Genomic DNA, 26,721 nt, shown 5'->3' on the forward strand with positions numbered 1-26,721 from the left:
ATTTAAAGAAACCTATCAACCTACACAGATACAGGTCATCCACCGGGATAATTACTGGGAGTGGCTAAGCGAAAATCAGTAACCGTTCCAACTGCTATAAGCTGCCACAATAAATAGGGGTTCATCCTCGGCACTACATGCCGCCGCGAACCCCTATTTATTGTAGTAAATCGAACTTAACCATTTTTGGTGGTTCTCAAAAACTGACCTTTTTTTATGCCTTTTTATATAATATTAGTCGGACAACAGTGATTTCTGATAATTACCCCTTTAAGGCCGAATCGCAGGTCCAGCCACCGCATCAGTGCGATAACATCACTTTGCCGAACACTTCGCTGGAAAATCCAGCAAAGAATCCGACGACTGGACACGTCCATAATCGCTAACTGATAGTACCAGCGTCCTTCTCCCTGAATCCAAATGTATTTGATATCCAAACACAAATATTCCATCGGATGCGGGGCGTCTATTCTGCGATGTTTCACCCATTTTCGCTTACCCTGAACCTTTATCCGTTTACCGCTTAACAGATGATTTTCCTTCATTAAACGGTACACTTTCTTTGGATTGATCAGGTATTCCAAATCCCGCAACGCCTCAGTCATCTTGCGATATCCGTATACGCAGTAATCCATCGAAAGAATTGCACGCATCTGATCTACTACCAGGCTGTTTTCCACCAGGCCACAATGGCCGATCAACGTATGCGTACTCGGCCCGATACCCCTTGGGCCAGGATGCGCCTGGTAATAAAGACTACTTCTGGTCACCCCAGACCATTTACAGAGATCTTCTATACCCGTCTTGCCTTTGTACTCACTGATCATTTCCTTTGCTTCAGATAATGGGCATCGCTTTTTTTTAAAAGCTCGGTCTTAAATTCCAGTTCAAGAGCCTGGTTGGCAACAATCTTCTTAAGTCGGGCATTTTCCTCCTCCAGAGCGCGAATCCGTGGGTCTAATTTCTTGTAACTGGCTTTTAATCCATCTTTTCCTCTGGCCAGGTACTTTTTTTTCCAATAGCTTATTACTGAATGAGCCAGATTATACTTTCGGGCTGTCTCGGTCGTGCCCTCCCGTTCGGCTTCCTGTAGAATGCTGTACTTCTCCTCAGGTGTGAATTGTCGTCTTGTTTTTGCCATAATCCTTAAATTTACTGTAACCAAATTGATTTTCAATTTTTGTCCAGGCTTTTAAGGGGCTAAGACAGGAAAGCACTATTGCAATTTGGCAAATTTACAAAAACAAATTGTCAAACCACTTTTGGAAAGAACATACTTTCTGGTCAGATGGTTACTTTGTTTGCTCTATTGGAGAAGCAAGTCCTGAAACTGTCCGTCAATATATTCTTTCACAAGGCTAAATTTTTCTTGTGCCTTACATCCCAAAAGCTAAAGACTTTTGGGTTTACGGCACGTTTTATAAATTCTATACACTTTAAAGGTGATGATATTGCCGCTCTTTTTTTGGAATGGTTAATTTTATGTATTCAGATAGTGTGCTGATAATCGATTCTCTTCTAACATTCAAGTCCATTTTTTTATGAATCGAATTCTTGTTTTTGACTTTATCGATAAATGTGCCATAACTAAATGTAGCCTCGTTTTGGCTATTCTTTAATAATGGTCGTATCGCTAAATATACTGGTTTTCCGTTATTTTCCGAAGTAGAACATCTTTGTACTTTTACAGCCTCATAAATAGTAATAATGATGAAATTTAGACATTCAATAGCGATACTTGGACTTGGGATTATTTGCTCTTATCAGAATAGCCATGCACAGATTCTGGAAAACATCGGCAAAAAAATAGAGAAGAAAGCAGAAAAGAAAATTGCTGAAGTTTTGGAAGATGATACAGAAAAAGTAGCGGATGAATCACCTAAATCAAATCATTCCTCTACAACTGGCCCATTCAAGAATATCCCCTTAACGACCTATGATTTTAAAACAGAATCAGAAATCGTCTTCTTTGATGATTTTAGTAAAGAAACCCCGGGCGCTATGGCCTCCCGGTGGACCAGCAACGGTACAGGAGCCATTGCGCGTGTAAATGGCTTTGAAGGTCAATGGTTAAAACTTTATACTGAGAATACGTATAAGATCAAGGAACTGGTCAGGATTCCGGAAAACTGCACATTGGAATTTGACCTGTTGACGCTGGCGGATAGTAAAGATGGCATTACCATCGATTTTGGATTTGACCACCAAAAAGGCGTGAGTAAGCATTATTACCTGGCATATCGGAACCCGGTCAATATTGAAGCCTCCTACCGCTTTGATCAGTTTAAATTTACCAGCAAAGAGGTAAATCCCAACAAGTCAAGTGAGATAGAGGCTGATATGTCCTATTTTGTGAACGATATTATGAAAGTAAAGATCCGCCTGCAGGGTGATCGCATGACAGTTTACATCGATAAATACAAGGTACTGGATACCGAAATGGCCGATCCTGTCACCAAAAAATACTTCTATCTGGCTGTAGAAAACAAAAAGAATCAGGCCGATATATACCTGGGCAATGTTAAAATTGCCCAACTTTAATCTACCTGGTTAGCAGCCATCCTTGCTGTTAATACTATTTAATCATAAGGCAACGATCATCTCAAAGCAGCCAATAAATACTGTCTGAAAAGTTCCGGGTTATCCACCCAGGATACATGTCCAGCATCAGGAATGATATCTAACTGAATATTGGGAAACCCTTTCAGTAGTGATTTAAAACAGTCCCCGTTAAAATCAAAAAAGTCATATGCTCCATTAATAATCGTCGTTTTAGTGTTGTTCATCGGGTTCCGATAATCATATTTCCAATTCACTGTTTCAACCATTATAGAAGCGTCCTGATTATAATATGCCCTCCCTCCTTTCAACAGATTATAGTTCTTTATGTCATAAATATTAACGGCGGCATACTGTATGCGCCAGTATTCAGTCAATTCTTTATGGGAAAACATCGAATTCTCGATTTCAGAAACAGCACCTAATCTTTCAATCCCCTTGTCCTTATATGGCTTAATCAGATCGAAAACTTCCTGTCGGTTCAGAAGAAAATGTATCCTTTCTTCATATTGCTTGGAAAACACAGTGTGTAAACTATCAGACTTGGGAATAAGGACTCCTGCAAGAACCAGGTTTGCCACTAATTCAGGGTGTTGTTTTGTAAACTCCATTCCAAGCAGGGTTCCCATAGAATGACAAAAAAGTTTCGCCCTCTTCATCTTAAGTTCTTTCACTAAAGCAAATAAATCATCGACATTCTTCTGAAAACTGAGATTCTCTTTTTTTTGTGGGTGACAGTAATGATCCCCGTTGGTCATATAAGACAAAATGGAATCTGTTCCCTAAACCCTTTATCGCGTCGAGCATATAATCGTGATTTGCGCCAAAACCACCATGCACAACGATTACAGTGTCTTTTCCTGTTCCCAGTTCCTTCACAAATATGTCGACATCTTCCCTTTGCAGGTACCATTCACTATAATATTTATCTTGGGCAGATAACAAGAAGCAATGAAAGATCAATAGTAGAAGGAATGGGGTACTTTTTTTCATTTGATTTTGCTTATGCTTCAGTTTTGTTCAGTTTCGCGTCTTCGCCTGCTCCTATAACGATCAGGGCTCCATCAAAAATAGGCGGTCGCCCATTGCATCCCTTCGCAACAACAGCTGTGATTGTATCGGATTATGCTTATTAACAGCTGATTGCATGTCCTCATTAAATGAATTCGGAAAAGTTTATTGTTTTGATAGATTTGAAGTCCAAGCCATTTTGCTTTTAGGAATCATTGGGACACCCCTGGGAAAAAACGTCCCGTCAAAATCAAAGAAGAAGATGCTGCCGCTTTCAAGATGGCGTATCTGCAGTAATGCTTTCGGATTTCCTCTGGTACTGAAATACCTATAATCGAAATCACCCGGCCCCAACACGGATTCATTATTTTTCTTTGACCGCACCAGTACCAGCCGATCCTTATCAGCGGTATCTGGTACCAAACTAAACTCATCATTCAGTATAACTGTTTTACCGGTCGCATAGATAACCCGATTTGCCAATTGAGGCGGCGGCAGGATACTACCCCTGAGCTGAACTTCTTCCTTAAACAAAGCCGAGATATCGTTTTTACGATAGGCAGATGTTCCAAGTTTTTTAAACTCCGTATCGAAAACGGTTACGGAACCATCCGATGGCGGAATCTCGTACATCTGTCCAAAATCGCGTTTAATCGTCTGCCGACTTCCCAGTACAAAGCCCCGTAGTTTCATAGCACCTGCCTTAGACGAACTGAACACAATATCATAACTCGTAAAATCCGGCAGGTTTCTCACCACTTTGAATCCCTGCTCGGGCAGCAATAAATCATAGGAATCATCTTCATTTAAGGCCCATACAAAATGTTTTTCCGACAGATTTTCGTTATCCCAGGCCTGTATGTTCGGTTCAATTTTCAGATAACGCTTTGGCAAAAAAATCGACTCTTTTCCATAGGAAGCCATTACAGAGGTCCCATCCATCCAAAAATGATAATAAGTAAGGTCGCCCACAGCCAGCGCCCCACATGCACGATCCAACGTTCCATCAATATCTCCCATGCCTGTACCACTCAGGGCATTAAAAAAGAAGTCTTTATTGGTTAGCACCTGATCCCGGACAATATATGCCTGGAAATCGCCTACCACCATATAATCGCCAAACACGCCGGTACCCACGAATTCATTTCCCTCCACGTCCATGATGCCGATTTCATTTTGATACTGGAAAGGAACAAAACGGGGTTTTTGGGCCAAAACAGAATAGGCTACAAATAATACTAAAATGGACAGAATAATTTTCATAACTTTTTCAGGAGGATGAATACAATATATTGATATTCAAAAATAACAGGATTAATATTCGCAGGAAATCCCTGAAAACATGGATTTAAGCGCCCAGATATTCTCCCAAAAATCCCAGGAATTTATCCTTCGGGTAAAACCGCCTAAACGCTACCGGTATCTATGAAGTAGGTTTTCCATTTAGCAACAAATCCTGCGTTGTAATTCCATTAATATTTTCTGCGGTATTCGCGTCTTTAGTTTCAGAAGTGACGGGTGGCACTCATATTAATAACACAAGTTTAAAAAATGAAGTAATTTACAACAGCGCTCACTGTTTGTCCTGGTGTACAGCTTTCAGTATTCCGGGGCATTTATGTCTGCTAATGAATATTCTCGCTTCGACATATAACGCAGTTTACTCTTCCAGAAATACCGGGCCTGATAACCCGTCTTTGCGTTTCCCAGTCAGGGGTTCGTAAACTTTCCGGCAATGTCGCGTATAGATCGGATCAGTCCCTGAAAATCATCTAAAGATGTTCGGGGGTTCATAATGCTTGTTCGTATATAGAAACCGCCGTTAATTTGTACAGAAACGACATAAAAATAGCCTTGCCGGACCAGCTCCCGGACAATGAACTGATTGAGTGAATCAGGCGGGCTACCTGGTTGTATGAACCGGAAGCAGACAATATTCGATTGTGGCGGGCAGCGTAATTCAAAATCCGCTGCTGCTGTCAGCAAATCAGAAAAGGCAGCTGCCGTATCATAGAGCCGATCAATATGCTGTCGGAAAAACTCAGCTCCATACAGGCGTAGCAGGGCATAGACATGAAAGACTGACATGGACTTCGTACATTCAAAAGTCTGTTTACCTGATTGATACCAAAGCTCATGATCCTGGTCCTGCCACAGATAACTGGCATGCTGCTGAAATGTCCCGCGGTGATGGGCTGGTGTCTGGAATAGTACCAAAGTCGAGAGAGAGGGCACCTGCATCATTTTATGAAAATCCATAATTACAGAATCCGCCTGGCCTATCCCCTGTAGCAGGTGGCCATATTTCTCTGAAAATACCGTTGCCCCGCCATGAGCCGCATCTACATGAAACCAGATATCATGTGCCCTGGCGAAATCCGCCAAAGCCTGCAGATCATCAAAAGATCCGGTAGAAGTGCTACAGGCACAACCGATCAACGCAAACACCAGAAGGTTATTGTCTCTCGCCTGCTGCAGTTTGCCTGGCAGGTCAGACAGTTGCAGCCGGTAGGCCGCATCTGTTTCTACCCTGATGATTTGCTCCAGCGGCAGTCCCATCACCATAAAAGCCCGTTCAATACTATAATGGGCCTCAGCAGAGACCATAACAGCCAGTTGCTGATAGGCTGCTTCCGGGTGCCGGGCCAGATAGCGGGTGCGCGCAGCCAGCAAACAGGTCAGGTTTCCCAGGGAACCGCCGGAGGTGATGATGCCGGTTGTTGTTGGTGGCATTCCCCAGCATTCCGCAAAATAGCGTATGACAACCTGTTCCATCGCGTTACCCGCCATGCCCATTTCATAAACAGCCATCCCGTTATTCAGATAGGCCACGAGGGCACTCGTGAGAATAGTAAGCGCTGCGGTTGGCGGCACCTGATGGCCCATATAGCCCGGGTTATTTAAATGAATGGAATGGTCGAGTAATTGTTGAAATAAGTCCTCGGCAGCAATCGCTTCACCAGCGTTAAAATCTCGTGTCCAAAACTCCAGTTCTTCAGCCGGTGGCGACCAGTTCAGGGTTTTGGATTCAGGCACTGCGGACTGTTGTAGATCACGTTGGATCAGGTCGATTATTTTGTATCCCAGTTCAGAAAATTTTTTATTTCCGGTGTTCATAACTGATAGCTTTAAAGGTGCGCACTGCTGATTAGAAGACGCTGTTTAAAGGTAAAAAATTCCGAAAGATATCCGGGAAATTGTCCATTGGGGTAACAATGCCCTGGAATTATAAATAATTGAGGCATGTCTAAACAATTCTATCGGGCAGTCGCTCCTACAGATATATCTGGAATACGCTTAAAATGCTGCTTATCTGGAGGCGGCTATATAGTAACTGGAGGCTAGGCCACCCAGTACCAGGAGACAAAGATGCCAGTCTCTCCTATATTACCCCCTTTTGAATATAATGAACTGCCTTCGCAGTTAATCGCCCACATTAGATGATCCCAATGCTTCGGCGGTCAATTCAGGGAAAGTTGGTGTTGCCGATTTCCATATACTAAATTGTTGAATATCATACAATTTTGGAAGTAAGTCTGCCAGATACCGGAAGCTATATATGGATCTCGATATTGTAAAACACTAACTTCTGAATTTGTACGGGAATCATTTCTTAAATTCATCTGTCAAAGTATGTATCCTTATCACAACAAGATTAAGCAAAGAATAGTAAATGGTGAGCTGCTAAGTTATGAGTACCTCGATTCTTATAAAGATATCAGTCCCTGCCTGCTTTTGCATTTTAGCACCGCCCCGTTTACCAGGCCTATTCGTCAGCACCGTTTTGAGGAGTACGAAGCATTATTTAAATGGGGAGACATTAAAAACAAAAAACGGCTCTAATTTGGTATCTAATTCCTTAATCAAAAGATAATATCCATTTTAGTAACAACGACAAACCATCGATGTACTCTCCTATTCGTCTATCTTTTTACAAGACTTAAATCCGGATAAACAGGGTTCTTAAACAGTTATTAAATTAGTTTCTAACCCAGTATTATGCCAGAAATCTTTCCCGGAAGTGTGTACCCAAAGTCTTCATTTGACTGATCTCGTCTAAATTTGTATTCAGAAAGTTCCGAGAAATGAAAATCCTGATTATTGAAGATGAACAAGAGCTTGCCAACAGCATGGTAACCTATCTTTCCGAAGAAAACTACCTCTGTGAAACTGCTGCAACTTTTAAGCAGGCCATGAATAAACTAGATGTTTATAATTATGACTGTATTTTACTGGATATAAGTTTGCCAGACGGGAACGGCCTTAGGATCCTGGAAGAACTGAGAAAAGATAACAAAGAAGAAGGTATTATTATAATTTCAGCGAAAGACTCCGTAGAGGATAAAATAAATGGGTTACAAATTGGAGCCGATGATTACCTGACCAAACCGTTTCATTTATCCGAATTGACGGCGCGCATCTACTCCCTGATCAGAAGAAAGCAGTTTAACCATTCCAACACCATATGTCAGGGGGCTCTGGAAATTGATTTGCTGGCCAAAACCGTTTTGGTTAATAGTCGCCCGGTTGCACTTACAAAAAAAGAATTCAATCTTCTTGTTTACTTTGTCGGCAATCGGAACCGGGTACTTTCCAAAAGTACTTTGGCAGAACACCTTTCAGGAGACTTTGCCGATATGCTGGACAATTATGATTTTGTCTATGCACATGTTAAAAACCTGAAAAAGAAGTTAGCAGGCGCAGGCAGCGAACAATACATAAAAACCGTATACGGTACAGGCTATAAATGGGACGAATGAAATATTTGTTACAAAAATCGCTCAGACGGTTATCCGTATTTACATTTATCGTATTTGCGTTAAGCATTCCTTCTTATTATTTTTTAGTAGACTGGATATGGTTAAAAGAACTTGATGAAAACAACGATCTTATTGCACAGCGGGTAGAAATCGAGTTCAACAAGCAAATCCCAAACGATGAACAACTAACCGAAAGTATTAAGTTGTGGAACAGCCTACAACCCCAAAGTAAAATAGAAGCGGCTCTTTTACCCTTAGAGCCAGGTAGCAGATATACCATCAGCCGCACCAACCCTTATTTTAATACCCTGAGACACGGTCCGACCGACGGTCCAAAAACCATCGCACCGGAAGCAATCACTGGTCAGGATTTCGAAAAAACTGAACGTTACCGCGGCTTAAAAACCCCTATAAAAATAAATGGGAAACATTATACTCTAATAGTGGAGACTAACGTGGAAGAAACCAAAGAAACGGTAGCTTATATCGCAATGATCACTTTATTATTTTTCCTGATTTTAGTAATCGGATTTTGGATATTGAATCGGCATGTTTCAAAAAAATTGTGGCTGCCCTTTCAGGACAGTTTACAGAAATTAAAAGCATTCCGCTTAAACGGTCAACAGCGGATTGAATTTTTGAAGACCGACACCATTGAATTTGCTGAATTGAATGAAACGCTCGACCGATTACTCCAACACAGTAAGTCTACTTACAATAGCCAAAGAGAATTTACGGAAAATGCATCGCACGAATTGCAGACACCACTGGCAGTCCTCAAAAACAAACTGGATATATTATTGCAGAGTGAAGATCTTACTGAAAAGCAATATCATATTGTGGAGGAGATGAATAAAGCCCTGTTAAGGAGTTCAAGAATCAACAGAAACTTACTATTGCTTGCCAAAATAGAAAATAGCCAGTTTGATACAACAGAACCTATTGCTATCAACACCCTGGTCGGGGAAACTATGGAAGAAGTACAGGAACATTTTAATGAGAAAAATATAAATGTCAGTTCGGAAATAGAACCGAATGTAGAAGTATTAGGCAACAGAGGGTTAACCGAAGTCCTAATCAATAACCTTATTTTCAATGCAATCCGGCATACTTTGCCGGGAGGCGCTATTCGGGTTATATCCACGAAAACAGGTTTTGAGGTCAGGAATTCCGGGGAACAGACGCTCGATACCGATTTATTGTTCAAAAGATTCTCTAAAATCTCCTCCGATGGCAGTGATAGCGGTAGCGGCCTCGGCCTGGCCATCGTTCGCCAAATAGCTAAATATCAGCACTGGCAAGTTAGCTACCTATTTGAATATCAGCAACATGTATTTTCAGTAAAGTTCTAAATTTCTTCTAAATTGGGTGTCAATTTTGCTCATTTACCAATAATTGGGCAACAAATGACCAAATCCAATGAAGTAATATGTATAGGCGCCCGAAGAAGCTTTCAACCCATCTTTGGGGCCCAGAACCCAATTCCTGCAGCCTTTATAAGTCATACGGGATGGTTAATTCATGGTTTTCCTCTTAAATGGGCGGCCAAATTGGAAGGGACTAACATGGTGATAGAAAATTGTCATGAATTCCTCCATTCCGGCTAATCTGAACAATTAATGGTCTTTAGTTCATTACCAGCCGTCAGTGAACTGCCTGGCTCCTCCCGCCCGCGGGCATAATCGTCGTTGTACATTTCCCTTAAATTATATGAAAAAATTTAGTCGTAATCGTTTTTCACTGTTGTTTTTAGTAGGACTACTTTATATTATATGCTCATTTTTTACAAGAATCATCTTACTCTTCTGGTCGGCAAAAGATGTCGATTTTCATTTGATTCATTTATTAAGGGCGTTTTTTACAGGATTTATATTTGACACTACGGTGGCATTGGCAATCTTGTTCCTATATGCTATTTATCTGTTGCTATTGCCTAAAAGGTGGATTGGCACATGGATCGATAAAGTTATTACCTATGGCTATCTTTCACTCGCCCTGATCATTATCTATTTCAGCCTGATGGCAGAGTTTCCGTTTTGGGATGAATTTGGGGTAAGGTTCAATTTTATAGCTGTTGACTACCTGATATACACTTATGAAGTTGTTTCCAATATCAACCAATCCTATCCGCTACCATTAATTATAGCCGTTTTACTGGCACTGGTCATCATAAGCTTTATCGTATTTACGAAAACAGGGATTTTTAAGAACACATTCTCCGACAAGTGCGGAATCCGTATCAGGTCTCTGTACATCCTTCCTGTATTGATTGCTTGCTTTTTGTTATTTAATGTAATGGAAAACAAAGGGGCAGACTTTAGCAATAACCTTGTTATAAATGAATTAGGTAAGAATGGTGTTTTTTCCTTTTTCGCAGCTTATAGATCCAACGAACTCGATTACGACACATTTTATCCCACAATCAATAAGCAAAAAGTCTATACGATACTAAAGAGGCTGCTTCTACAACAAAACCAGCGGTATACTTCCCGGGAATGGGACAGTATAAACCGACTAACAGCAGGCAGGGATGAAATTCGTCCGAATATTATCCTGGTTGCGATTGAGAGTTTTAGTGGCGCCTTTTTAAAGGCATTTGGCAACAGGGAGAACCTCACCCCTGTTTACGACAGTCTTGCCCAACAAAGCATTTTTTTTACTAATTTATATGCAACAGGGACCAGAACTGTACGGGGAATGGAGGCGCTTACACTTTGTGTACCACCTACACCCGGTAACAGTATTGTAAGAAGACCAGGAAATAAAGATATTTTTTCTATTGCAACGATACTGAAGCAGAAAAAGTATCATCCATATTTTATTTACGGTGGAGACGGTTATTTTGACAACATGAATAATTTCTTCGGAGCCCAGGGTTTTGATATTGTAGACAGGAACAGGGGTAATCCGTTGTCTGAACAGATTCAAACGCATCGATACAATATTCCGACAGCCGAAGTGAGCTTTGAAAATGCCTGGGGTGTATGTGATGAAGACCTCTACAGGCAGGCTATCAAATATGCGGATAAGAGCAGTAATGCGCGGACACCATTCTTCCAGTTTGTAATGACGACTTCGAACCACAAACCCTATAGTTTCCCGGACAAAAAGATTAATCTACCTAAGGGAAACAGGAATGCAGCCGTGCGTTACACAGATTATGCATTGGGAAAATTCATCCAGGAATCTAAACAGAAGCCTTGGTTCCGAAATACGGTCTTTATTATCGTAGCCGACCATTGCGCCAGCAGCGCCGGTAAGTGGGAAATCAATATTGACAAGCATCATATCCCCGCCATAATTTATAATCTCACTCAGGAGCCGGAGAAAATAGACAGACTGGCCTCACAGATAGATATCATGCCCACCTTATTCGGCTATTTAAACTGGACTTACAAAACTGCGCTATATGGGCAGGATATAAACCATATCAATCCGGGAAGTGAAAGGGCTTTCATTGGGAATTACAGAACTTTGGGCTTACTCAAAGACCACCTGTTTACCCAGATCGATGACCGCAAAGGGATCAGGCAGTTCAAAGTATCGGGACAGGATCAGTCGCTTTCTGAAATAAGTCACCCAAACAGAGAATTAGTGTCAGAAACCATCTCCTATTATCAGTCGGCCAGCGAACGTTTTACAAATGGCCAAATGAAAGTCCATTGAGCTAAAAATCGGGTAAAACAGTAGGCTGACCATCCGATGGCCTGAAAGGCGATGCATACCTAAATGCCGCATTAATGCGGATAATTGCAGCTATGCTTATATGACTAAATTTTGCACCGCTCCTCCATTTCTCAGCATACATTCATTTCACTGTCCCATTGAAGGCAGCTTTCAGTTTTTGCGCACCAAACTAAAATCAGTAATTTGAGCTTCCTGTAAATCAGATTCCCATATGAGACAATATCCGGTAGTCGCACTCCTGTTCGCTTTTCTTATATTCCACGGTGGTATAGCCACTGTCCAGGCACAACCTATAGAAGCTAAAGATCTTGCCCGTAAGCCGAGCTTACCCGATATTCCGGGCTATAAGACCCTGAAATGTGATTTCCACATGCATACCGTATTTTCTGATGGAACAGTATGGCCGGTATTCCGGGTGGAAGAAGCAATCAGGGATGGGCTGGATGTTATATCCCTGACTGAACATACCGACTACGAACGATTTCCAAAAGATCTCAAAAGAGATATCAACCGTTCCTATGAGCTGGCTACTGAATACGCCAAAGGCAAAGACATTCTGATCATCAAGGGAGCAGAAATATCACCACGGGTCCCGCCCTACCATAATAATGTACTATTCTTAAAGGACATGAACCTTCCTTATAATTACATGAAAATCAGCAAAGAGGAATTTGTCATGAAAGATCATCCCAGTCAGGCGGAATTAATGGAACCCTTTATTGAAGCCAAAAAACAGGGTGGATTTATTTTTTTCAATCATCCCGGTAATATGCCAGCCTGGAAAGTCCGGGATACTACTGTATTTACTGAATTCCACAAGCAACTTTACGACAACAAGATGCTTTCCGGTATAGAAGTCGTGAATTCGGGTATATACAATGTTACTGCCCATCGCCTGGCTTTCAAGTATAACTTGACTATGTTTTGCAATACGGACGGGCATGATGATATGTACCCGCGATACGCCGGCACCCATAGACCCATGACCTTGGTTTTTGCCACAGACAAAACAGAAGCAGCCATCAAAGAAGCCTTAATTGCAAAACGAACCGCATTATACTTCGATGATTATATCGTCGCCAGACAACCTGAAGCGGAAGCGTTTTTTAAATCTTCGGTAACCATATCCAACAGCCGTAGTTTCAGAAGAGGAAAAGACGAACCTTCCCTAACCCTCAAATTGACAAATCACAGTGATATCCCCTACCGGATTAAAATTAGCAGTCACTATATCCTGGATAGGTATCCTATGGGACAACTCACACTTCCTCCCCATCAGGAAACCGATGTACAGCTACGAGCCATGTGGCAATATCCAAAACGCATTAAACTGGAGATTACGGTATATAATATACTAACAACCCCAGACGAGAATCTTGTCTCCACATACGAAATGGATATTAGCCCCTGAGAATTATGATAAAAATTATTATCCCAACGCCTCTATTTTAGCCTTTCTAGATGATATAAAATTTGCAATAAATGAGACCCACTACATATTATAATATAAATATTTCCAAAAGGAATTGATTAAATTGGGCTTGAAGGGCTAAAGCTGTTTCTGTAAAGATGGATGCAACCAAGACCTAAGGAAAATTGATTATAAGGAAAAAGACGGATAACATTACAACTCAGATTTATTGATCCAGATGGGATGGAACCTGTTGACGATTATATTTTTAATGAAAAAGGTAAGTTTATAAGAATTGACAAAAACGATAAACCCGATCAAATTGTAGTTAAAAACTCAAAATCGGGAAAAGTGGAAGGAACATATGATTTTAACGATCCAAAAGAAGATACTAAAGCCATTAAGTCTGGTGAGATTACAAAATTGGAGTTTATTTCTCCCCAACAAATTGATCAGGAAATGGTAGACAATGGCTCTGCCACTACAAAGTAGAATAAGTTGATTTATATAGAACGTGAGAGTAGGCCTACAGGTGATAAATCTTTACTTTCAGGAAAAAGTGAAGGTAAATTAGATCATTTCGTATCCAGCCCACTTATCAAAAGCGATGGGTTACATGTAGTTAAGGGTAACGGATCTTCCAAGAGTGGTGTAGCCTATAATGCCTTCGATTTTGGAAATTTTTTATGGGGGCAAGCGGGCAAACATTTAGGTTTTAGTGTTTACACCTTAATGGATGCTGCACATTTAAATAATGCTATAAGCGGAAGAAAGAATAATCCCGGGAAGAAAGTGGGTATTCTAGATTCTCAAGGAGATCAAAGAGCTATAAAGCAGGGATTTTATTATCCTAAAGGGGTCCCAGCCGTTCGGAGACAGTCTCATTTCAACCCATATCTCTAGGTAAACATCTTTAACATGAAATTGTATAGTTTTCTATTTTTTGCTCTATTTGCCTGTAACAATGAGAACAAGCATCTTGTACCTGATAGACTTAAAAAAGTGGATATGAAAAAATTAAGCGGAGTTATTATAGAAGCACGTAAAAAAGAGGATAAAAATTATGTTGCTTTTTCTTTTACTAAAGAGATAAATGGAGTAAAATATAAGCTGCCCAATTATTTATATTACGACTCCTTAAAGATAATGAACTCCAAACTTTTTGATATTGAAAAATTTGCTGAAGTTAATGGTTGTAAGGACTCTACTAAAGTATTTGAATTTGCAAAAAAATATAGCAATGACATGTTTCATATTTATCAGCAAATTAATCTTTATAAGATATTCAGCAGCCCTACTTTAGGTGACTTTGTTGTCTTTTTTATAGACGCTAATAGATTTTGGGCTTACATTCCGAACAAACAAAAGGTTTTTAATGAATTTTGGAGAAATAAATTTGACGAAGCTAAGGAAGTTGAAAAGGATTGGCTATATAGTATGTATTGAATTATAACTTAGACGGCCAATTTAGGGAGTATCCCGAAAAGTGTGTAAGTTAAAATCGAGGTGAAAATCCCGCCAAAATTGTCGCCCGAACCCCTTTAGTTTCGCTCCATTCGGCTCCGCTTCAATTAACTTCACCTGATGGATGGGTTAAAACTGTAAATACAGATAATAGAGATATATTTTCACTGACTATTAATCACTACCAAACGCTACCTCTCAATACTTAAATTTAGTTCAACCAAACTTCGCAGTCCCTGACTATCTGACCTAAAATATTTGATATACCCGAAGGTCTCCAGTTCAGACAAACATTTATAGTAAGTCGTTCGGCCTATTTTCGCCATTCTCGACAATCGTTCTTTTGATACCTGAACGGCGGAAGGTTCATTTTTCAAAATAGATAAATAAATCAGTGAAACATAAAGCGCTATATGCTGGGGGCCCAGTCTTGGATCGCTAGCTGCAGCCTGAAAAAATCCTTTGAAATAATTTAATGTAACCGGATCCATACTTCAATAAAATTTATATGACTAATGAATCTGGAATATTTCAGACATATAATCACTTGCCGCTACCGCGCTTTCCAGACTTAAATCTGCGATGGCGCCACCCATATCGCAGACCGTCACCGCAAACCATTTACCTACTTTTTCGAACAGACGTCTGGGGACTGTTGCATCCACGAACAGCTTAAGGTTTGGATTTGCAATACCCTGACCCTGATGCAGGGTCTGTAATTGCTGAGGGAAAAATGATTCCAGCGCCCGGGGGTGTAAAAGCCACTTATAAGTAGAATGGCGTCCAATTGTTGCTGCCTTAAAAAGCACTTCTTTATCCTGATCGGGCAAACCACTCTCTATCACAGATTTTTCAAATTCCATTATTTCAGCTTTAATTTTCGGAAACTGGGGATCCGGGACGGCGGCCTGCCGAAGAATCCGAAACAGATTATGTAACCGACACTTTACCGAATCACTCCAATTTAATTGTTCTACGAACTGATGCAGTCTTACAGCGGATTCGGTAACCAGGCCGGGAATGGCGGTCGGGAAAAAAACGGCAGATCGGCTCCTTCGTTTATCCTGACATAGCTTCCCGATCAGAGAATAGGACTCCGGACTTGTAGATGAGCGATTAGTGCGGCGCCAACTATTTACTGAGTCCAAAATCAAATTATGCCAGTACCCGAAACTATCATAGGGATTAAGGGCATTTCCCGGCAGACTGTCTGCGCTGGAGTATTTCCGGGCAGCAGGCGCTTCCGTCGGCTTGGTGCAGCCACAAAAACTCAGCATAAATACGCAAGCGACTATATAGACGGCTGTGTTGTAATGATTAGCCATAATAATTCGTTTATAGTAAAACAACTAATGTGAACATCTATTTTTAGGACGAGTGAAATGGCGGTTAAAACACCCGCCAGGCTTTCGTAATCAACCGATTGGTAATTTCCAGATCCAGGTTCCTGCCGCCGCGCTCTTCCTGTAATTGTATCAGGCATTTTTTCTTATCCGGAATCGTAAAACCGCGTAGTGCCACTACCAGACCCTGAGCCGATCTGTTGTATATAATATTGCGATCACCCAATATATAGACCGGTTTCAATTCGATTTCCTGGATGGCGGTCCTTTTGGCTGTATTATTATCCTTAATAAAAAGGCGTAATTGTCTGATGGGGTAATCTAACCAGGTGCTGTTTTTTAGTTCCAGGTGAAAATACAGCATCCCCTCCGCCGCATATATTCCCTTTAGCGCGATTCCGATGCCGTTTTTCATCTGCCGGCAGGACTTTATAAACCCGCGTTTATGGATAAGACGTCTGGCAGCAGCGCGCACTATATCGTTCGTTCCCGAAGGCTCGAAAACGGCCAGGGGCTCATCAGACATATTCCGCTGGTCCATCCGGAAGTTTACATCTGAAGGCGCAGATTTATAGTTGAGCATGAATGAGTAAAAGGCACCGTCAGCAGTTACCACCGTCAGGTTTGTTGGGGTAAATCCCGGAGTCGCTGCTTTTAACTGTAGGACGTTTTCAACGCTTCCAGCCTTCTGTACCAGCAAATCTGCAGATCCTCTGTCTATGCTTTTGATCGGATAGGGAAAGATCAGATTGGTCGTCAAATGTTCACTTATAGCAAACTCATACGGGGTAATGGTCCTTGTAAGTGTTTGCAACCATGCCCGCTGTGGCAGCAACATCGCAAGTACCACCATGAAAATCAAATACTTCCTTTTCATATTGATATATTTTATATAAAAAATTGATTTTATGTCGACTACAGTAAATTATTTACGGCCAGATTGTCGTTTCAAGTCGGGAAACAGCGATTGGCTCAATTAGCCTTTACGTTTTTCATCTTTCAGCAATACCCTATAGCCTGCTTTAAGCGTCACCCGTACCAGTTTCAGCTTTTTACCCAGAAAGCTTCTGGCCGCCTCAATACCCAAACCCGCTGCCTGAATGCCTACCGAGGGGCTGACCGTAGTGAGCCCCATGCCCTGCAGCCCTCTTTCCGCACTCTGGCCGGCCACCCGTTTGGATATCGAGCCAGGTACCCGTATACCTTCAATACCATCCATATCATAGACAGAAAGGTCAACCGGGAACAGCGAGGCTCCCATTCGAATACTTTTAATCGCGATGCGCAACCGTTCACCACTTAGCGTCGCCAAACCGTATACAAAGCTTTCTTTGGGGATCAACCGGTTATTAATGAAAATGTCATCCGTCAGCCTCAATTTTACGGTGGCCCCATTTACGATGGTCTGCGTTTCATGAATCGCCGCCCGAATCTCACGTCGCTCAAAATCCCTTTCCGGGTGTTGGTTTAAAGAAAAAAAGCCATTTCCTGTTGTACGAAGTGTATCCGCTACAGGCTGGAGCATCGTCAAACTTACCTTTTCCGCGTTTGTTTGCACCGGAAAGGCGGCTCCTGAAGCTGCTTCAGATTTTATCTGAAGTGCCTGACTTATCTTTTCTGGATGTTGGATCGTGATAATCTTATCCAGCATCTGGTCTAATTTCCCGATTTCCGAATCCACGGCACTCGCATTTACCGGTTCCGGCAGGTATTCTGAAGACTCCATATCTATTGGATTCGGCTCTTCTAAAGGGTAATAATTCTTAGGTTCCTGAGATTGATCATCCAGCTGTTGTTGCAGTAGACGCAGTTTCTGAAATATTGCTGCTTCATTCTTATCGACACTACGGTTTCCAGCGGCACCTGATATCGGGCGGGCACTAAAATTCTGCCCGGCATAGTCCGCCTCCGACATATGAACTCCAGCCAGATTATCTTCCACATCAGGGTGGGCATTATAAGAACTGTCGTTTCTTAATTGCATTTCTAACCGATGCGCCTCTTTCTCAGCCTGCTCATAATAACTCAACTTATTCCAGCTACTGTCTGCGGAAGCAACTGCTGCGGGCAGGTCCAGGTTTATCCCGGAAGCCAAAGAAGGATCTGCTGAAACTTCGGAGCCACTCCCCACCAATCCCAAGGCCCATAACAATAAAATCAGGAAAGGCAGAACCAACAGGGGCAGCAAAAGCCATAACTTTCTCATCCGATGATTTGCATCGGAGACTTCAATTCTCGTTTCCATATTGATTGTTTAATTTGTTCTATATATACTATCTATAAACGCTATGCTATCTAATAATCCCGGTCGGTATAATTGTATCCGATTGAACAGGGAATCCGCATTGGGGGTATTTCGCAAACTATCCAGTCTTACCATGATCTGATTTATATCTTTTTGATTATCCGGGTAAGTTTCCTGCTTCCGATACGGCGATGATGTTATTTTCTCCGGCAGTTTCATTGCTGTTGAACGGGTCAGGGCAACCCAGATAATATAGCTAAATATCAACGCCGTAAACAGACTAAAGCAAATAAAGCCCGCGAGTAGTTGATTGGCAGATAAATCCGCACATTTTCTATTCAACACCTGTGCGAGTTTTCGCTGCTGCGACTCCAGCCATACACCAGCTCTTTCGAGGGCTCTGCCCCATTGCTGCCCAAATGCTGTATTACCAGGTTTCCGCTTCATCGAATGGATTTTTTGATGTCATGATTGTCTTTTATTTCCAAGCGCTCGATCAGAAACCCATGGGCATTGTTGTCGCTTTGAACCATACCTGTCCGGACATAGCCGGTAGTCGTAATAGATCGGGTTAACAATGAACTGGGCCTCGTTATAAACTGTGTTCCCTGACAAGTGAACCGATAAGGCGCCTTACGCATATCCACGTCAATCTTTTCAATTTCAATGGATTGAGAAATATTACCTGAAATAAGATTATTGTAATATCCAGCCTCTGTCATATTCTGATAAATTCTTTTTGCAGAACCGTCGGCCAGGTACAATGCCTTTACCAACTGCTCCCGTATCGCCCGGTCATCGGGTGAGAGGGTGAAAAACAGGGTGTGAAATCTTCTGATATGATCTCTTATCTCTACCGGCATATTTCGTTTTTCGGCCACGGCGGCCACTAATTGGCCATTGACCAGTACATAGACTTTCCCGTTATTGGCTGTCAATACGCTGGTGGTACGATAAACGATCCAACCACTCAGCAATATGGCTGCTGCTACAATAGACAGTGCCATGGCCCGGGTTTGCCGAAAGGCGGTATCTATATTTTTCATTCTTCTAAACATCTCTAGTATTTTTCGCTATCCATCGGTTCATAAAAGAATTGATTCCCTCACTTACCCTTTAGCTTATCTTCCATATAATCCGGTCCTTTTTTATCACCACCCGAAGCATAGCCCTGATACACATGATAGGGCGACTTAGCCAGGTTTTCAGCGCCTTTCACCGCCTGGCCGGCCGCAGCACCTGTTACCGCACCTGCCACGCCTCCCACCGCGGCTCCGGCAGCCATCATCGCTCCTGTGGTTTTGCTCGTCAGCGCATTTCCGCCGCCCACCCAGACGATCTGGTTGGCAATAGATGGGACGGAGAAATAGCCCAGGATACCAATAATCAGGAATATCATATAGCCCATATCTGTCCGGCTAAAAAAGCTGTCGCCGTTTTCTGAAATCTGTGAGATATCAATCTTGAGCATTTGCTCCTGGATTTTTCCGATGACGGCCCCGAATATATTGGCAATAGGAAGCCAGAGAAATACATTGATATACCGGGCTATCCAATGCTTAAGGGTATGACCGAAGCCGTCAAATACCGCTAGCCCGAAGGCCAGCGGCCCCAGAATGGCCAGAATCAGCAAATTGAAAGTGCGCATCGTATTGATGGCCAGAGAAGCCGCCGCAAATAATAACTGCAACACTTCAGCAATCACCTCCTTAATTCCATTACGAAAATTATAGCCTGCCTTGGCCAGGGCAAATCGGATATCATTGCCGATGGACTCCATCCAACTTTCTTTTGATTCATCATCATTCGTATGCGTATATGCATACCATTTATCGCGGTCTCCTTCCCCCGTAGGTCCTACATATACCTGATACAGATCCGAGCTTTTAACGGCTTCCTCCTTTTGCTTGAGTAAAGCTTCGATGGCCAGATCTGATTGAGCTACCATATTCTTTGTACCGTTGACCGTAGGTTGCATCACTCCATTAATTAAAGAAATGACGGAGGGAAAAACCGCAATGGCAAAACCAATCACGAAAGGCCGAAACAGGGGGTAGAAATCGATTGATTCACTGCGGGCAATATGCCCCCAGACCCTGGAGGCAATATACCAGAGCGCAGCAAAGCCTGCAATGCCCCTGCCCACTCCAATAAGTTTACTGCACAGTGGAAGCATTTCCTGGTATAACTGGTCCAGCACCTCGTGAAAACCATTTAAATCTGCTGCCCATCCACCTGTCTGCGCATAAGTGCTAACTGGCAAGAAGATACAGAGTGCCGCAACAGCCCCTATTTTCATTATCATTCTTTCCATCATCTATCGATTATATTCCTGTCTTAATTGTCTGCCATCGCCTGCTTCTCTCCTTCTCTGTTCCGCCAGTACCATCGCATCGGCAGTAAATGCCTCACAAAACCTTAGCTTTTCAGAAATGTCATTATATATATGATCAATGGCAGCAAGACGTTCATCGTCCGACATTCTTAAATTACCGGCGCTTACTATGATCAGCAGGTCTTCCAGATTGGAAACTGAAGATGCCAGCATTCTTTCATATACCTCTGAAAAGTAAATGAGCTCCGCCACTGTAAAAGCATCACTGGATTCAAAATAGCTTTTTGCCGCCCTGCAGGCACTTAGTATCCGAATCTGGCCCTGAATAATATCCTTGATCCGATAATATTTTCTTACGGTAGGCGATACTTTCAGCAAGCCGTCCAAAAAAGCCTGGTGTAATCTGAACTGGCCCCTGGCAATATTCCTCACTGTATTATAACCGCCGAAAAGTAGATTATATCCCTTCTTCATATTTGAGAGAATCTGTCGGAACTGGCTCAGTTTTTCAATATTTAAGGCCAACTGGGCCAGTTCATCCGCCTGAGCAGCTGCCCTGAACGAGAAGCCCCAAATAAACACTACTAACCATCCTATATAGCATCGCCCCTTCATCAGTACATATCATTTAAGTTTATCAGCTCTTCTCTTTCCCGGTCTATCTGAATGGCCAGTTTCGACCATTGAAATCGCAGCGTTCTAATCCGTTTATGCCTTTTTTGAACATCATGGGTAATTTTATGTATCCGCTTTAACCGCGCTTCATCATCCATCTCATAGGCGGCCCTGCTGAGCAGGGTGATGAGTTCTTTTGTCTGCTCCTTTTCTTCCTGTTCCATATTCTTTTGCGCATTTCGGAAATAAAGAGCTATAAATAATGGACAGTTTTTAAATCCATTTATTTGTTGCTCCAACCCGCGTAGCAGGCGAATATTTTCCTGTTGCAGCTGTAAAACCTGACTGATTGATTCGGAACCACTGACCTGGGGATTAATATCCACCAGGCGCTGAAAGAAATGAATGTCCAAAGTCGTATGCTTTCCCCTTAGATCGCCAATGGTTGCCAGACCATTACTGACAATTGCATATCCTTTGCTCAGATAACCGGTATATATGCGCAATCCTGCGATTTGCTGAAGCATATAGTCCTTTTGGGTCGCCTTCTGACTAAACCATTCCCTGAGTCCCTGCCCCTTAACATGCAATAGACTGAAGACCATGGTCAGTAGAATCAGTCCATATTTAATCTTGCGGTAATCCATACAAGCGTTTTACAAGGTTTACCTGATCCAGGCTTCTGGATCGCTGCAGGCTGATTTTAATATTCTGCCGGTTGAACAACCGCAGGTCAGCCAGCAACTGGTCCATTTTATCTGCAAAGACTTCGATTTGTGCCAGGCGTTTCCCGTCGGTCATGACCAAACCTTCCCCCTGTACCGTCAAAAGCAGTTGATCCAGGTTACGCACACTTTCATTCAATATGCCTGCATAAACCCTACCCATATAAATAATTTCCTTGGGGCTGAAGTGTCGATCTTGTTTTATTAACCTGAAAGCTCTTTTATATTCCTCCACCAGGCTTACCTGTTTAACAATCATCGACTTTACCCGCCGATAATGGTTAATGGATGCTTTTACCCGAACCAGTTCCTTATAGTATTTTTCATACTGCTCTTTATGCTTTTTTGCCCATTCCGATATCTCTTCCAGTTTCAATTTCGACAGCGAATTTTCTATCGCCTTCTGCGCATTTTGCAGCCAAATCGTCTTATTCTGCAGTCGTTGAACCGCCAGATCCATAGCCTTAATCACTTTTACCAATGCAGCCTGCACAACTTCCCAAATCAGGGCATGGCTTTTCTGGGTGGGCGCAATGCTAAGTAAGAGGCAAAACAGGGACATCATACCATATCGTTTCAGACTTTTCATGCAATAGCATTATTAAGATTGTTTCAAATTCAGAAAACAGAAGTTTCCCGGGGGACTATTTACTGATACAGGAGTCTTTATTTTTACAGATGAAGAATTTTCTAATTTAATTTACTGTCGATACTTTTCGGTAAGTTGTGGCGCCCATGACCAGTGTGTTACAGTCATCCATAAATAAAAATCTAATAGGTGTACCGTCCGGAAGTTGCGCTATATCGTTTTGAGCGTCATATGTGACCGGGTAGTTTTTATGACTTTTTTCAAAAGGCATAAATCTACTATTGCGTAAACGTTGAAACCGTTGATTTTCAATGATCGTATATCGATTCCCTTTCAAAGCCCGTATTCTAAGCGTATCCGTCCCCCGGGCAAACTCATGATTTATAGGTCGGACATAAACCCCTGAAATATCCTTTCCCTTACAGGCCGCGAATAGCAAAACCAGCAGTATACCATACCTATGATTCATATCTGTTTTTTTAGTTACTGAATTTCTTTCACCATTTGCCGGATCCCCTGCTCCATTCCGCCATGGCGTGAAGCGTAAGCTTCCACTTTGACTTTTTCAGTTTCTTCAGTAGTATAGGCCAGGTATTCTTCGGGACTGACCTCTGTACGATACACTTTGGAATAGACACCTCCAAGGGAAATAAACACTTCCTTATACTTTATATGAGGATCGTTCGCTTTATTGACCGACAATACCAGGGTCTTTTCCTTATCCGTTAACCCCAGCAGATCCTGAATTAAATCAAACTTGTTCTGGTACTTGGACTGATCCAGCAGTATCTTACAATCGCTGTTGTTGATGATGGCCTGCTTTACAATGGGGGAAGAAATTATATCTTCAATATCCTGGGTGACCACGATAGCTTCACCAAAGAACTTTCGAACGGTCTTAAACAGGTACTTGATATACTCGGCAAAACCCTCCCGCATCAAAGCCTTCCAGGCTTCCTCGATCAGAATTATCTTCCGAATCCCTTTCAGTTTCCGCATCTTGGAAATAAACACTTCCATAATAATCAGGGTCACCACCGGGAACAGAATGGTGTGATCCTTGATATTGTCTAATTCAAAAACAATAAATCGTTGCTCCAGCAGATCCAGGTTCTCTGTAGCATTTAACAGATAGTCAAATTCGCCTCCGGAATAAAAGGGCCTGAGCACAAACAGGAAATTATCGATATCAAAATGCTTTTCACTAACATGTTCCGCTTTCAGAGAAGCTATAAATTCCGTTTGCAGGTATTCATAAAAAGTATTGAAACAGGGGAAAATGGCGGATTGGCCGCCCGGTTCTGTTCCGGAACGCATCAGCTTATCGAAATACCCCTGCAGGGCATTGGACAGGGCAACATATTCTGAGCGCCGATAATTTTCGCCATCCTTTTTCCACAGGGCCAGTAACAGGGTTTTGATGCTTTCCTTTTTTTCGGTGTCCAACGGCTCCCCCTCTTTCAGGTAAAAAGGGTTAAACCGGATGGGATCCGCTTCCGAATAAGTGAAATAATAGCCTCCTACGAGACTACAAAGCCCTTTATAGCTATGTCCCACATCTACCAGTACGATATGGGAACCCTGTTCATAATACGAACGCAGCATATGATTGGTAAAAAAGCTCTTGCCACTACCCGAAGGGCCCAGAATAAATTTGTTTCTATTGGTGCATATTCCCTGTTTCATGGGTTCATCAGATATATCTACCTGCACCGGCCGCCCCGTAATCCGGTCCCCCAGCCTGATACCGTAATTACTAATCGAATCCCAGTAATTGGTTTCCAGGCAAAGAAAACAGCAGGCCTGCTCGGCAAAGCTGACAAAGGTTTCATTTTCAGGAAGACTTGCCGCATTCCCGGGGATTCCTGCCCACCAGATCTGCGGCGCTGCTAAGGTTTCTACCTTGGTCGCTGCGTCCATCTGCGCCATGGCTGCTGAAACCTTTTTATTCAGTTCTTTCAACTCCTCAGGGTCTTCACTCCATACCAACACATTAAAATGGGCCTGAACCGGGATGCGCTGCTCTGCGGCACATTCACTTAAAAATTCCGCAATCGCATCCCGCCCAAAAGCATTCTGCGGTGCATAGGCGGCCAGGGATTGCATGCGCAGGCGCCTGGATTCCAGCTTTTTAATTAATGCGGTCTTGTCGCAAATCCGGATATACTGGTTATAAATATGGTTACAGGGTAGCAACAGCCCCAAACTACTGGCAAACCCGACAGAGAACTTCGTACGGTCTGTGCTGTATTTATCATAATTAACACGGGATCCGCAATAGGCAGGCAGATCCGGCAGATCCGAAAGCGTATACAGCTGACAATACTTTCTGCCTATTTTCAACGCATTTTTTAGCTCCAGGTCATTTACGGTTATTTCCTGGTCCTCTTTTACGAGGTTATAATAGCGTTCGATCAGCCCTGACCGCGTCCTGCTGCTATAAAGGTCCGCCGCAGGGAGTCGTTGCAGCCGAATCCCCGCATCTGACAGAATACCGGCAAACTGGCCCACAGCATCCTCAAAAGCCAGCCTTTGAGATAATTCCAGGGTTTGCCGGGGCACTATAGAGCGCTGAAAAAAAGCGTTTTGCCGAAATCCGCCATTCCGAAACTTATCGGAAATCCAGGTTAGAATAAAATAAGACTCATGCGCCAGGAAAGGCCGTTCATTGAAGTACAAGTCACTGCTCCGGGATAAAAAGCCCCTTTCGCCCTGCTCCCAATCAGGCGTATAACGATCTGCACAAAAATGATCCTGCTTGTGAAAGACAGTGTGTTCCGGCAGCATTTTTATCGCTCTCAGCATGGTTTGGTGAAAATTCTCATAATCGACCTCAGACAGCGTAAATATTTCCGGTAACTCCGCTTTAAACACAATAGAGATATCTCCCCGATTGCTCAGCATCATATCATGCTCGATATCTAAAATGGGAAAAATATCTTTTAACTGTTTGTTCATTATAAATGGATTTACGTAGGTGGACTTCAATCAAATTCGCCTAATTGTTCAGTGGCTTCACTAAGGCTTTTTATAAACAGCAACCGGCTTCGGTTAATAATAAAGCGGGGCATTTTAAAATAATCCAAACGCTTTTTCAGGCCATATTCCCCGTAGTTTTTACTGAACCGGTATACCACTTTAAAAAGCACCATACCCAGTATAGCGATAATCAAGAGACATAAGTACATATGGATGCCCAAAATATAGAGGACAGCAAACAGCATTAGTAAAACTACCAGCCCCCCTCCCAACCACCAGATATATTGGGCTTTCAGTCCCTTGAAATAGACCGGCTGGTTGACCCCTTTGTTTATCTGGTATACGCTAACCATCTTATAACCCAAAAAAGCTTCTCAGCACGGTGGCTACAATCACTAAAAAAATACAGCTTCCAAACCAGCTTGCCGCGTACTGATTGGTGTTCTGATCACCCGACCCCCACCTTTGATATACCCTGACGGCGCCGATAAGCCCTAAAACCGCGCCTACCGCATACATCAGATTGATCCCTACATCGAAGTACTGACGGACCATGGTATTGGCTTCCTGGATGCCGGCAGAGCCATCCTGCGCCCTTAGCGTTTGTAGTGCTGTAAACAGCAATACAAAAAGGCAAAAGAGTAATTTTTTATTTTTCATAAAACGGGATTTTTCATTATTACTGCTGCCGTCATCCGTCCCCTTAGGAGAATAAAAGAGAACAGATGAGCAGCAGGCAGCAGCCTCCCTCCTGAAAATGACCTATCTAAACCTATATTGACATGCTTTAATGGAAAGAGGCTATTTTAATAAAGGGGTCGCCAAATTTCAGCCAGGTCTTCATCATTAAGATCCAAATGTAGTTTCAGCAGTACCTCGCTTTTTAGAAACTGATTGACGGGTTCTTTCAGAACGGCCTCCTTATCTACGGCTGAATGGGTTATTGCCTGGCTGAGTGACTGAATCAAACGCTGTTTACTGAGCGGCGCATATAAGTA

Annotated in this window: 29 protein-coding genes; 9 read left to right on the top strand and 20 right to left on the bottom strand. The window is 42.5% G+C overall.

From position 1 onward, the window contains the following. Window positions 1–224 precede the first annotated feature (224 nt). Window positions 225–827, bottom strand: a complete 603-nt coding sequence (locus tag ACYVI9_RS15630) for an IS3 family transposase (protein ID WP_460766267.1) — start codon at window positions 825–827, stop codon at window positions 225–227. Continuing rightward, a complete protein-coding gene (locus ACYVI9_RS15635; RefSeq protein WP_460766270.1) occupies window positions 824–1,141 on the bottom strand; it encodes a transposase in 318 nt (105 codons plus the stop codon). The genes ACYVI9_RS15630 and ACYVI9_RS15635 overlap by 4 nt, the downstream gene beginning before the upstream one ends. 35 nt (window positions 1,142–1,176) lie before the next feature. Here ACYVI9_RS15635 and ACYVI9_RS15640 point away from each other — a divergent pair, with 35 nt between their 5' ends. Both ACYVI9_RS15640 and ACYVI9_RS15645 read left to right on the top strand, forming a co-directional pair. After that, complete coding sequence (locus ACYVI9_RS15640; RefSeq protein WP_460766343.1) at window positions 1,177–1,362, top strand: transposase; 186 nt, start codon at window positions 1,177–1,179, stop codon at window positions 1,360–1,362. Window positions 1,363–1,707: 345 nt separating this feature from the next. After that, window positions 1,708–2,541 carry a hypothetical protein gene (locus ACYVI9_RS15645; protein ID WP_460766273.1) on the top strand — a complete coding sequence of 278 codons (834 nt, stop codon included), beginning with the start codon at window positions 1,708–1,710 and terminating at the stop codon, window positions 2,539–2,541. Between the two features lie 56 nt (window positions 2,542–2,597). Here ACYVI9_RS15645 and ACYVI9_RS15650 read toward each other — a convergent pair whose 3' ends face one another. From ACYVI9_RS15650 to ACYVI9_RS15660, 3 genes are all read right to left on the bottom strand, one after another. Further along, window positions 2,598–3,317, bottom strand: coding sequence for an alpha/beta fold hydrolase (locus tag ACYVI9_RS15650; RefSeq protein WP_460766276.1), 720 nt, complete (start codon window positions 3,315–3,317; stop codon window positions 2,598–2,600). Window positions 3,318–3,735: 418 nt separating this feature from the next. Beyond that, entirely contained in the window at window positions 3,736–4,833 is a 1,098-nt protein-coding gene (locus ACYVI9_RS15655) for a hypothetical protein (RefSeq protein ID WP_460766279.1), read from the bottom strand. Between the two features lie 447 nt (window positions 4,834–5,280). After that, window positions 5,281–6,687, bottom strand: coding sequence for a pyridoxal phosphate-dependent decarboxylase family protein (locus tag ACYVI9_RS15660; RefSeq protein WP_460766281.1), 1,407 nt, complete (start codon window positions 6,685–6,687; stop codon window positions 5,281–5,283). A gap of 968 nt (window positions 6,688–7,655) precedes the next feature. Here ACYVI9_RS15660 and ACYVI9_RS15665 point away from each other — a divergent pair. The 7 genes from ACYVI9_RS15665 (at window position 7,656) to ACYVI9_RS15695 (ending at window position 14,874) form a co-directional block, all read left to right on the top strand. Further along, complete coding sequence (locus tag ACYVI9_RS15665) at window positions 7,656–8,330, top strand: response regulator transcription factor (protein ID WP_460766283.1); 675 nt, start codon at window positions 7,656–7,658, stop codon at window positions 8,328–8,330. Next, entirely contained in the window at window positions 8,327–9,682 is a 1,356-nt protein-coding gene (locus ACYVI9_RS15670) for a sensor histidine kinase (protein WP_460766286.1), read from the top strand. The genes ACYVI9_RS15665 and ACYVI9_RS15670 overlap by 4 nt, the downstream gene beginning before the upstream one ends. Window positions 9,683–10,163: 481 nt before the next feature. Further along, a complete protein-coding gene (locus tag ACYVI9_RS15675) occupies window positions 10,164–11,996 on the top strand; it encodes an LTA synthase family protein (RefSeq protein WP_460766289.1) in 1,833 nt (610 codons plus the stop codon). Between the two features lie 232 nt (window positions 11,997–12,228). Continuing rightward, window positions 12,229–13,428, top strand: coding sequence for an Sb-PDE family phosphodiesterase (locus ACYVI9_RS15680; RefSeq protein WP_460766291.1), 1,200 nt, complete (start codon window positions 12,229–12,231; stop codon window positions 13,426–13,428). Window positions 13,429–13,671: 243 nt separating this feature from the next. Next, window positions 13,672–13,920, top strand: a complete 249-nt coding sequence (locus ACYVI9_RS15685) for a hypothetical protein (protein ID WP_460766294.1) — start codon at window positions 13,672–13,674, stop codon at window positions 13,918–13,920. A 6-nt stretch (window positions 13,921–13,926) separates the two neighbouring features. Further along, window positions 13,927–14,331, top strand: coding sequence for a polymorphic toxin type 44 domain-containing protein (locus ACYVI9_RS15690; RefSeq protein WP_460766297.1), 405 nt, complete (start codon window positions 13,927–13,929; stop codon window positions 14,329–14,331). A gap of 105 nt (window positions 14,332–14,436) precedes the next feature. Beyond that, window positions 14,437–14,874: a hypothetical protein gene (locus ACYVI9_RS15695; protein WP_460766300.1), complete on the top strand. Its 438-nt coding sequence runs from the start codon at window positions 14,437–14,439 to the stop codon at window positions 14,872–14,874. Between the two features lie 209 nt (window positions 14,875–15,083). Here the strand turns inward: ACYVI9_RS15695 and ACYVI9_RS15700 are convergent, their stop codons facing one another. The 15 genes from ACYVI9_RS15700 to ACYVI9_RS15770 form a co-directional block, all read right to left on the bottom strand. Then, on the bottom strand, window positions 15,084–15,383 hold the full coding sequence (locus ACYVI9_RS15700; protein ID WP_460766303.1) for a hypothetical protein: 300 nt from the start codon (window positions 15,381–15,383) through the stop codon (window positions 15,084–15,086). Window positions 15,384–15,404: 21 nt separating this feature from the next. After that, on the bottom strand, window positions 15,405–15,755 hold the full coding sequence (locus ACYVI9_RS15705) for a hypothetical protein (RefSeq protein ID WP_460766306.1): 351 nt from the start codon (window positions 15,753–15,755) through the stop codon (window positions 15,405–15,407). A gap of 526 nt (window positions 15,756–16,281) precedes the next feature. Further along, window positions 16,282–17,112: a conjugative transposon protein TraN gene (traN, locus tag ACYVI9_RS15710; RefSeq protein WP_460766309.1), complete on the bottom strand. Its 831-nt coding sequence runs from the start codon at window positions 17,110–17,112 to the stop codon at window positions 16,282–16,284. 99 nt (window positions 17,113–17,211) lie between these two features. Then, window positions 17,212–18,480, bottom strand: coding sequence for a conjugative transposon protein TraM (gene traM, locus ACYVI9_RS15715; RefSeq protein WP_460766311.1), 1,269 nt, complete (start codon window positions 18,478–18,480; stop codon window positions 17,212–17,214). A 9-nt stretch (window positions 18,481–18,489) separates the two neighbouring features. Beyond that, window positions 18,490–18,927, bottom strand: coding sequence for a hypothetical protein (locus ACYVI9_RS15720; RefSeq protein WP_460766314.1), 438 nt, complete (start codon window positions 18,925–18,927; stop codon window positions 18,490–18,492). Further along, window positions 18,924–19,538, bottom strand: a complete 615-nt coding sequence (gene traK / locus ACYVI9_RS15725; RefSeq protein ID WP_460766316.1) for a conjugative transposon protein TraK — start codon at window positions 19,536–19,538, stop codon at window positions 18,924–18,926. Before traK ends, ACYVI9_RS15720 begins: the two co-directional genes overlap by 4 nt. A gap of 47 nt (window positions 19,539–19,585) precedes the next feature. Next, window positions 19,586–20,794, bottom strand: a complete 1,209-nt coding sequence (traJ, locus tag ACYVI9_RS15730; RefSeq protein ID WP_460766319.1) for a conjugative transposon protein TraJ — start codon at window positions 20,792–20,794, stop codon at window positions 19,586–19,588. A 3-nt stretch (window positions 20,795–20,797) separates the two neighbouring features. After that, window positions 20,798–21,430, bottom strand: a complete 633-nt coding sequence (locus ACYVI9_RS15735; RefSeq protein WP_460766322.1) for a TerB family tellurite resistance protein — start codon at window positions 21,428–21,430, stop codon at window positions 20,798–20,800. Continuing rightward, window positions 21,430–22,077: a hypothetical protein gene (locus ACYVI9_RS15740; protein WP_460766324.1), complete on the bottom strand. Its 648-nt coding sequence runs from the start codon at window positions 22,075–22,077 to the stop codon at window positions 21,430–21,432. Before ACYVI9_RS15740 ends, ACYVI9_RS15735 begins: the two co-directional genes overlap by 1 nt. Continuing rightward, the gene (locus ACYVI9_RS15745; protein ID WP_460766327.1) at window positions 22,058–22,744 is read right to left on the bottom strand and encodes a conjugal transfer protein TraI; all 687 of its coding nucleotides are present in this window, start codon (window positions 22,742–22,744) and stop codon (window positions 22,058–22,060) included. The genes ACYVI9_RS15740 and ACYVI9_RS15745 overlap by 20 nt, the downstream gene beginning before the upstream one ends. Window positions 22,745–22,850: 106 nt before the next feature. Then, window positions 22,851–23,213, bottom strand: coding sequence for a hypothetical protein (locus tag ACYVI9_RS15750; protein ID WP_460766330.1), 363 nt, complete (start codon window positions 23,211–23,213; stop codon window positions 22,851–22,853). A 14-nt stretch (window positions 23,214–23,227) separates the two neighbouring features. Then, window positions 23,228–25,702, bottom strand: coding sequence for a TraG family conjugative transposon ATPase (locus tag ACYVI9_RS15755; RefSeq protein ID WP_460766333.1), 2,475 nt, complete (start codon window positions 25,700–25,702; stop codon window positions 23,228–23,230). 26 nt (window positions 25,703–25,728) lie between these two features. Next, window positions 25,729–26,076, bottom strand: a complete 348-nt coding sequence (locus ACYVI9_RS15760; RefSeq protein ID WP_460766335.1) for a DUF4133 domain-containing protein — start codon at window positions 26,074–26,076, stop codon at window positions 25,729–25,731. Window position 26,077: 1 nt separating this feature from the next. Next, window positions 26,078–26,383: a DUF4134 domain-containing protein gene (locus ACYVI9_RS15765; protein WP_460766337.1), complete on the bottom strand. Its 306-nt coding sequence runs from the start codon at window positions 26,381–26,383 to the stop codon at window positions 26,078–26,080. A 146-nt stretch (window positions 26,384–26,529) separates the two neighbouring features. Beyond that, on the bottom strand, window positions 26,530–26,721 hold a 192-nt coding region (locus tag ACYVI9_RS15770; protein ID WP_460766340.1), incomplete at its 5' end, for a hypothetical protein.

The sequence above is a fragment of the Niabella terrae genome, from assembly GCF_054783135.1.

Bases quoted from the DNA above. Each gene is read 5' to 3' on its own strand.
- ACYVI9_RS15670 (WP_460766286.1), top strand. From the start codon at position 8,327: ATGAAATATTTGTTACAAAAATCGCTCAGACGGTTATCCGTATTTACA.
- ACYVI9_RS15700 (WP_460766303.1), bottom strand. From the start codon at position 15,383: ATGGATCCGGTTACATTAAATTATTTCAAAGGATTTTTTCAGGCTGCA.
- ACYVI9_RS15655 (WP_460766279.1), bottom strand. From the start codon at position 4,833: ATGAAAATTATTCTGTCCATTTTAGTATTATTTGTAGCCTATTCTGTT.
- ACYVI9_RS15650 (WP_460766276.1), bottom strand. From the start codon at position 3,317: ATGACCAACGGGGATCATTACTGTCACCCACAAAAAAAAGAGAATCTC.
- traM (WP_460766311.1), bottom strand. From the start codon at position 18,480: ATGGAAACGAGAATTGAAGTCTCCGATGCAAATCATCGGATGAGAAAG.
- traN (WP_460766309.1), bottom strand. From the start codon at position 17,112: ATGAAAAGGAAGTATTTGATTTTCATGGTGGTACTTGCGATGTTGCTG.
- traK (WP_460766316.1), bottom strand. From the start codon at position 19,538: ATGTTTAGAAGAATGAAAAATATAGATACCGCCTTTCGGCAAACCCGG.
- ACYVI9_RS15630 (WP_460766267.1), bottom strand. From the start codon at position 827: ATGATCAGTGAGTACAAAGGCAAGACGGGTATAGAAGATCTCTGTAAA.
- traJ (WP_460766319.1), bottom strand. From the start codon at position 20,794: ATGGAAAGAATGATAATGAAAATAGGGGCTGTTGCGGCACTCTGTATC.
- ACYVI9_RS15750 (WP_460766330.1), bottom strand. From the start codon at position 23,213: ATGAATCATAGGTATGGTATACTGCTGGTTTTGCTATTCGCGGCCTGT.
- ACYVI9_RS15705 (WP_460766306.1), bottom strand. From the start codon at position 15,755: ATGGAATTTGAAAAATCTGTGATAGAGAGTGGTTTGCCCGATCAGGAT.
- ACYVI9_RS15680 (WP_460766291.1), top strand. From the start codon at position 12,229: ATGAGACAATATCCGGTAGTCGCACTCCTGTTCGCTTTTCTTATATTC.
- ACYVI9_RS15720 (WP_460766314.1), bottom strand. From the start codon at position 18,927: ATGAAGCGGAAACCTGGTAATACAGCATTTGGGCAGCAATGGGGCAGA.
- ACYVI9_RS15685 (WP_460766294.1), top strand. From the start codon at position 13,672: ATGGAACCTGTTGACGATTATATTTTTAATGAAAAAGGTAAGTTTATA.
- ACYVI9_RS15740 (WP_460766324.1), bottom strand. From the start codon at position 22,077: ATGGATTACCGCAAGATTAAATATGGACTGATTCTACTGACCATGGTC.
- ACYVI9_RS15665 (WP_460766283.1), top strand. From the start codon at position 7,656: ATGAAAATCCTGATTATTGAAGATGAACAAGAGCTTGCCAACAGCATG.
- ACYVI9_RS15765 (WP_460766337.1), bottom strand. From the start codon at position 26,383: ATGAAAAATAAAAAATTACTCTTTTGCCTTTTTGTATTGCTGTTTACA.
- ACYVI9_RS15760 (WP_460766335.1), bottom strand. From the start codon at position 26,076: ATGGTTAGCGTATACCAGATAAACAAAGGGGTCAACCAGCCGGTCTAT.
- ACYVI9_RS15645 (WP_460766273.1), top strand. From the start codon at position 1,708: ATGATGAAATTTAGACATTCAATAGCGATACTTGGACTTGGGATTATT.
- ACYVI9_RS15745 (WP_460766327.1), bottom strand. From the start codon at position 22,744: ATGAAAAGTCTGAAACGATATGGTATGATGTCCCTGTTTTGCCTCTTA.
- ACYVI9_RS15755 (WP_460766333.1), bottom strand. From the start codon at position 25,702: ATGAACAAACAGTTAAAAGATATTTTTCCCATTTTAGATATCGAGCAT.
- ACYVI9_RS15635 (WP_460766270.1), bottom strand. From the start codon at position 1,141: ATGGCAAAAACAAGACGACAATTCACACCTGAGGAGAAGTACAGCATT.
- ACYVI9_RS15695 (WP_460766300.1), top strand. From the start codon at position 14,437: ATGAAAAAATTAAGCGGAGTTATTATAGAAGCACGTAAAAAAGAGGAT.
- ACYVI9_RS15660 (WP_460766281.1), bottom strand. From the start codon at position 6,687: ATGAACACCGGAAATAAAAAATTTTCTGAACTGGGATACAAAATAATC.
- ACYVI9_RS15735 (WP_460766322.1), bottom strand. From the start codon at position 21,430: ATGAAGGGGCGATGCTATATAGGATGGTTAGTAGTGTTTATTTGGGGC.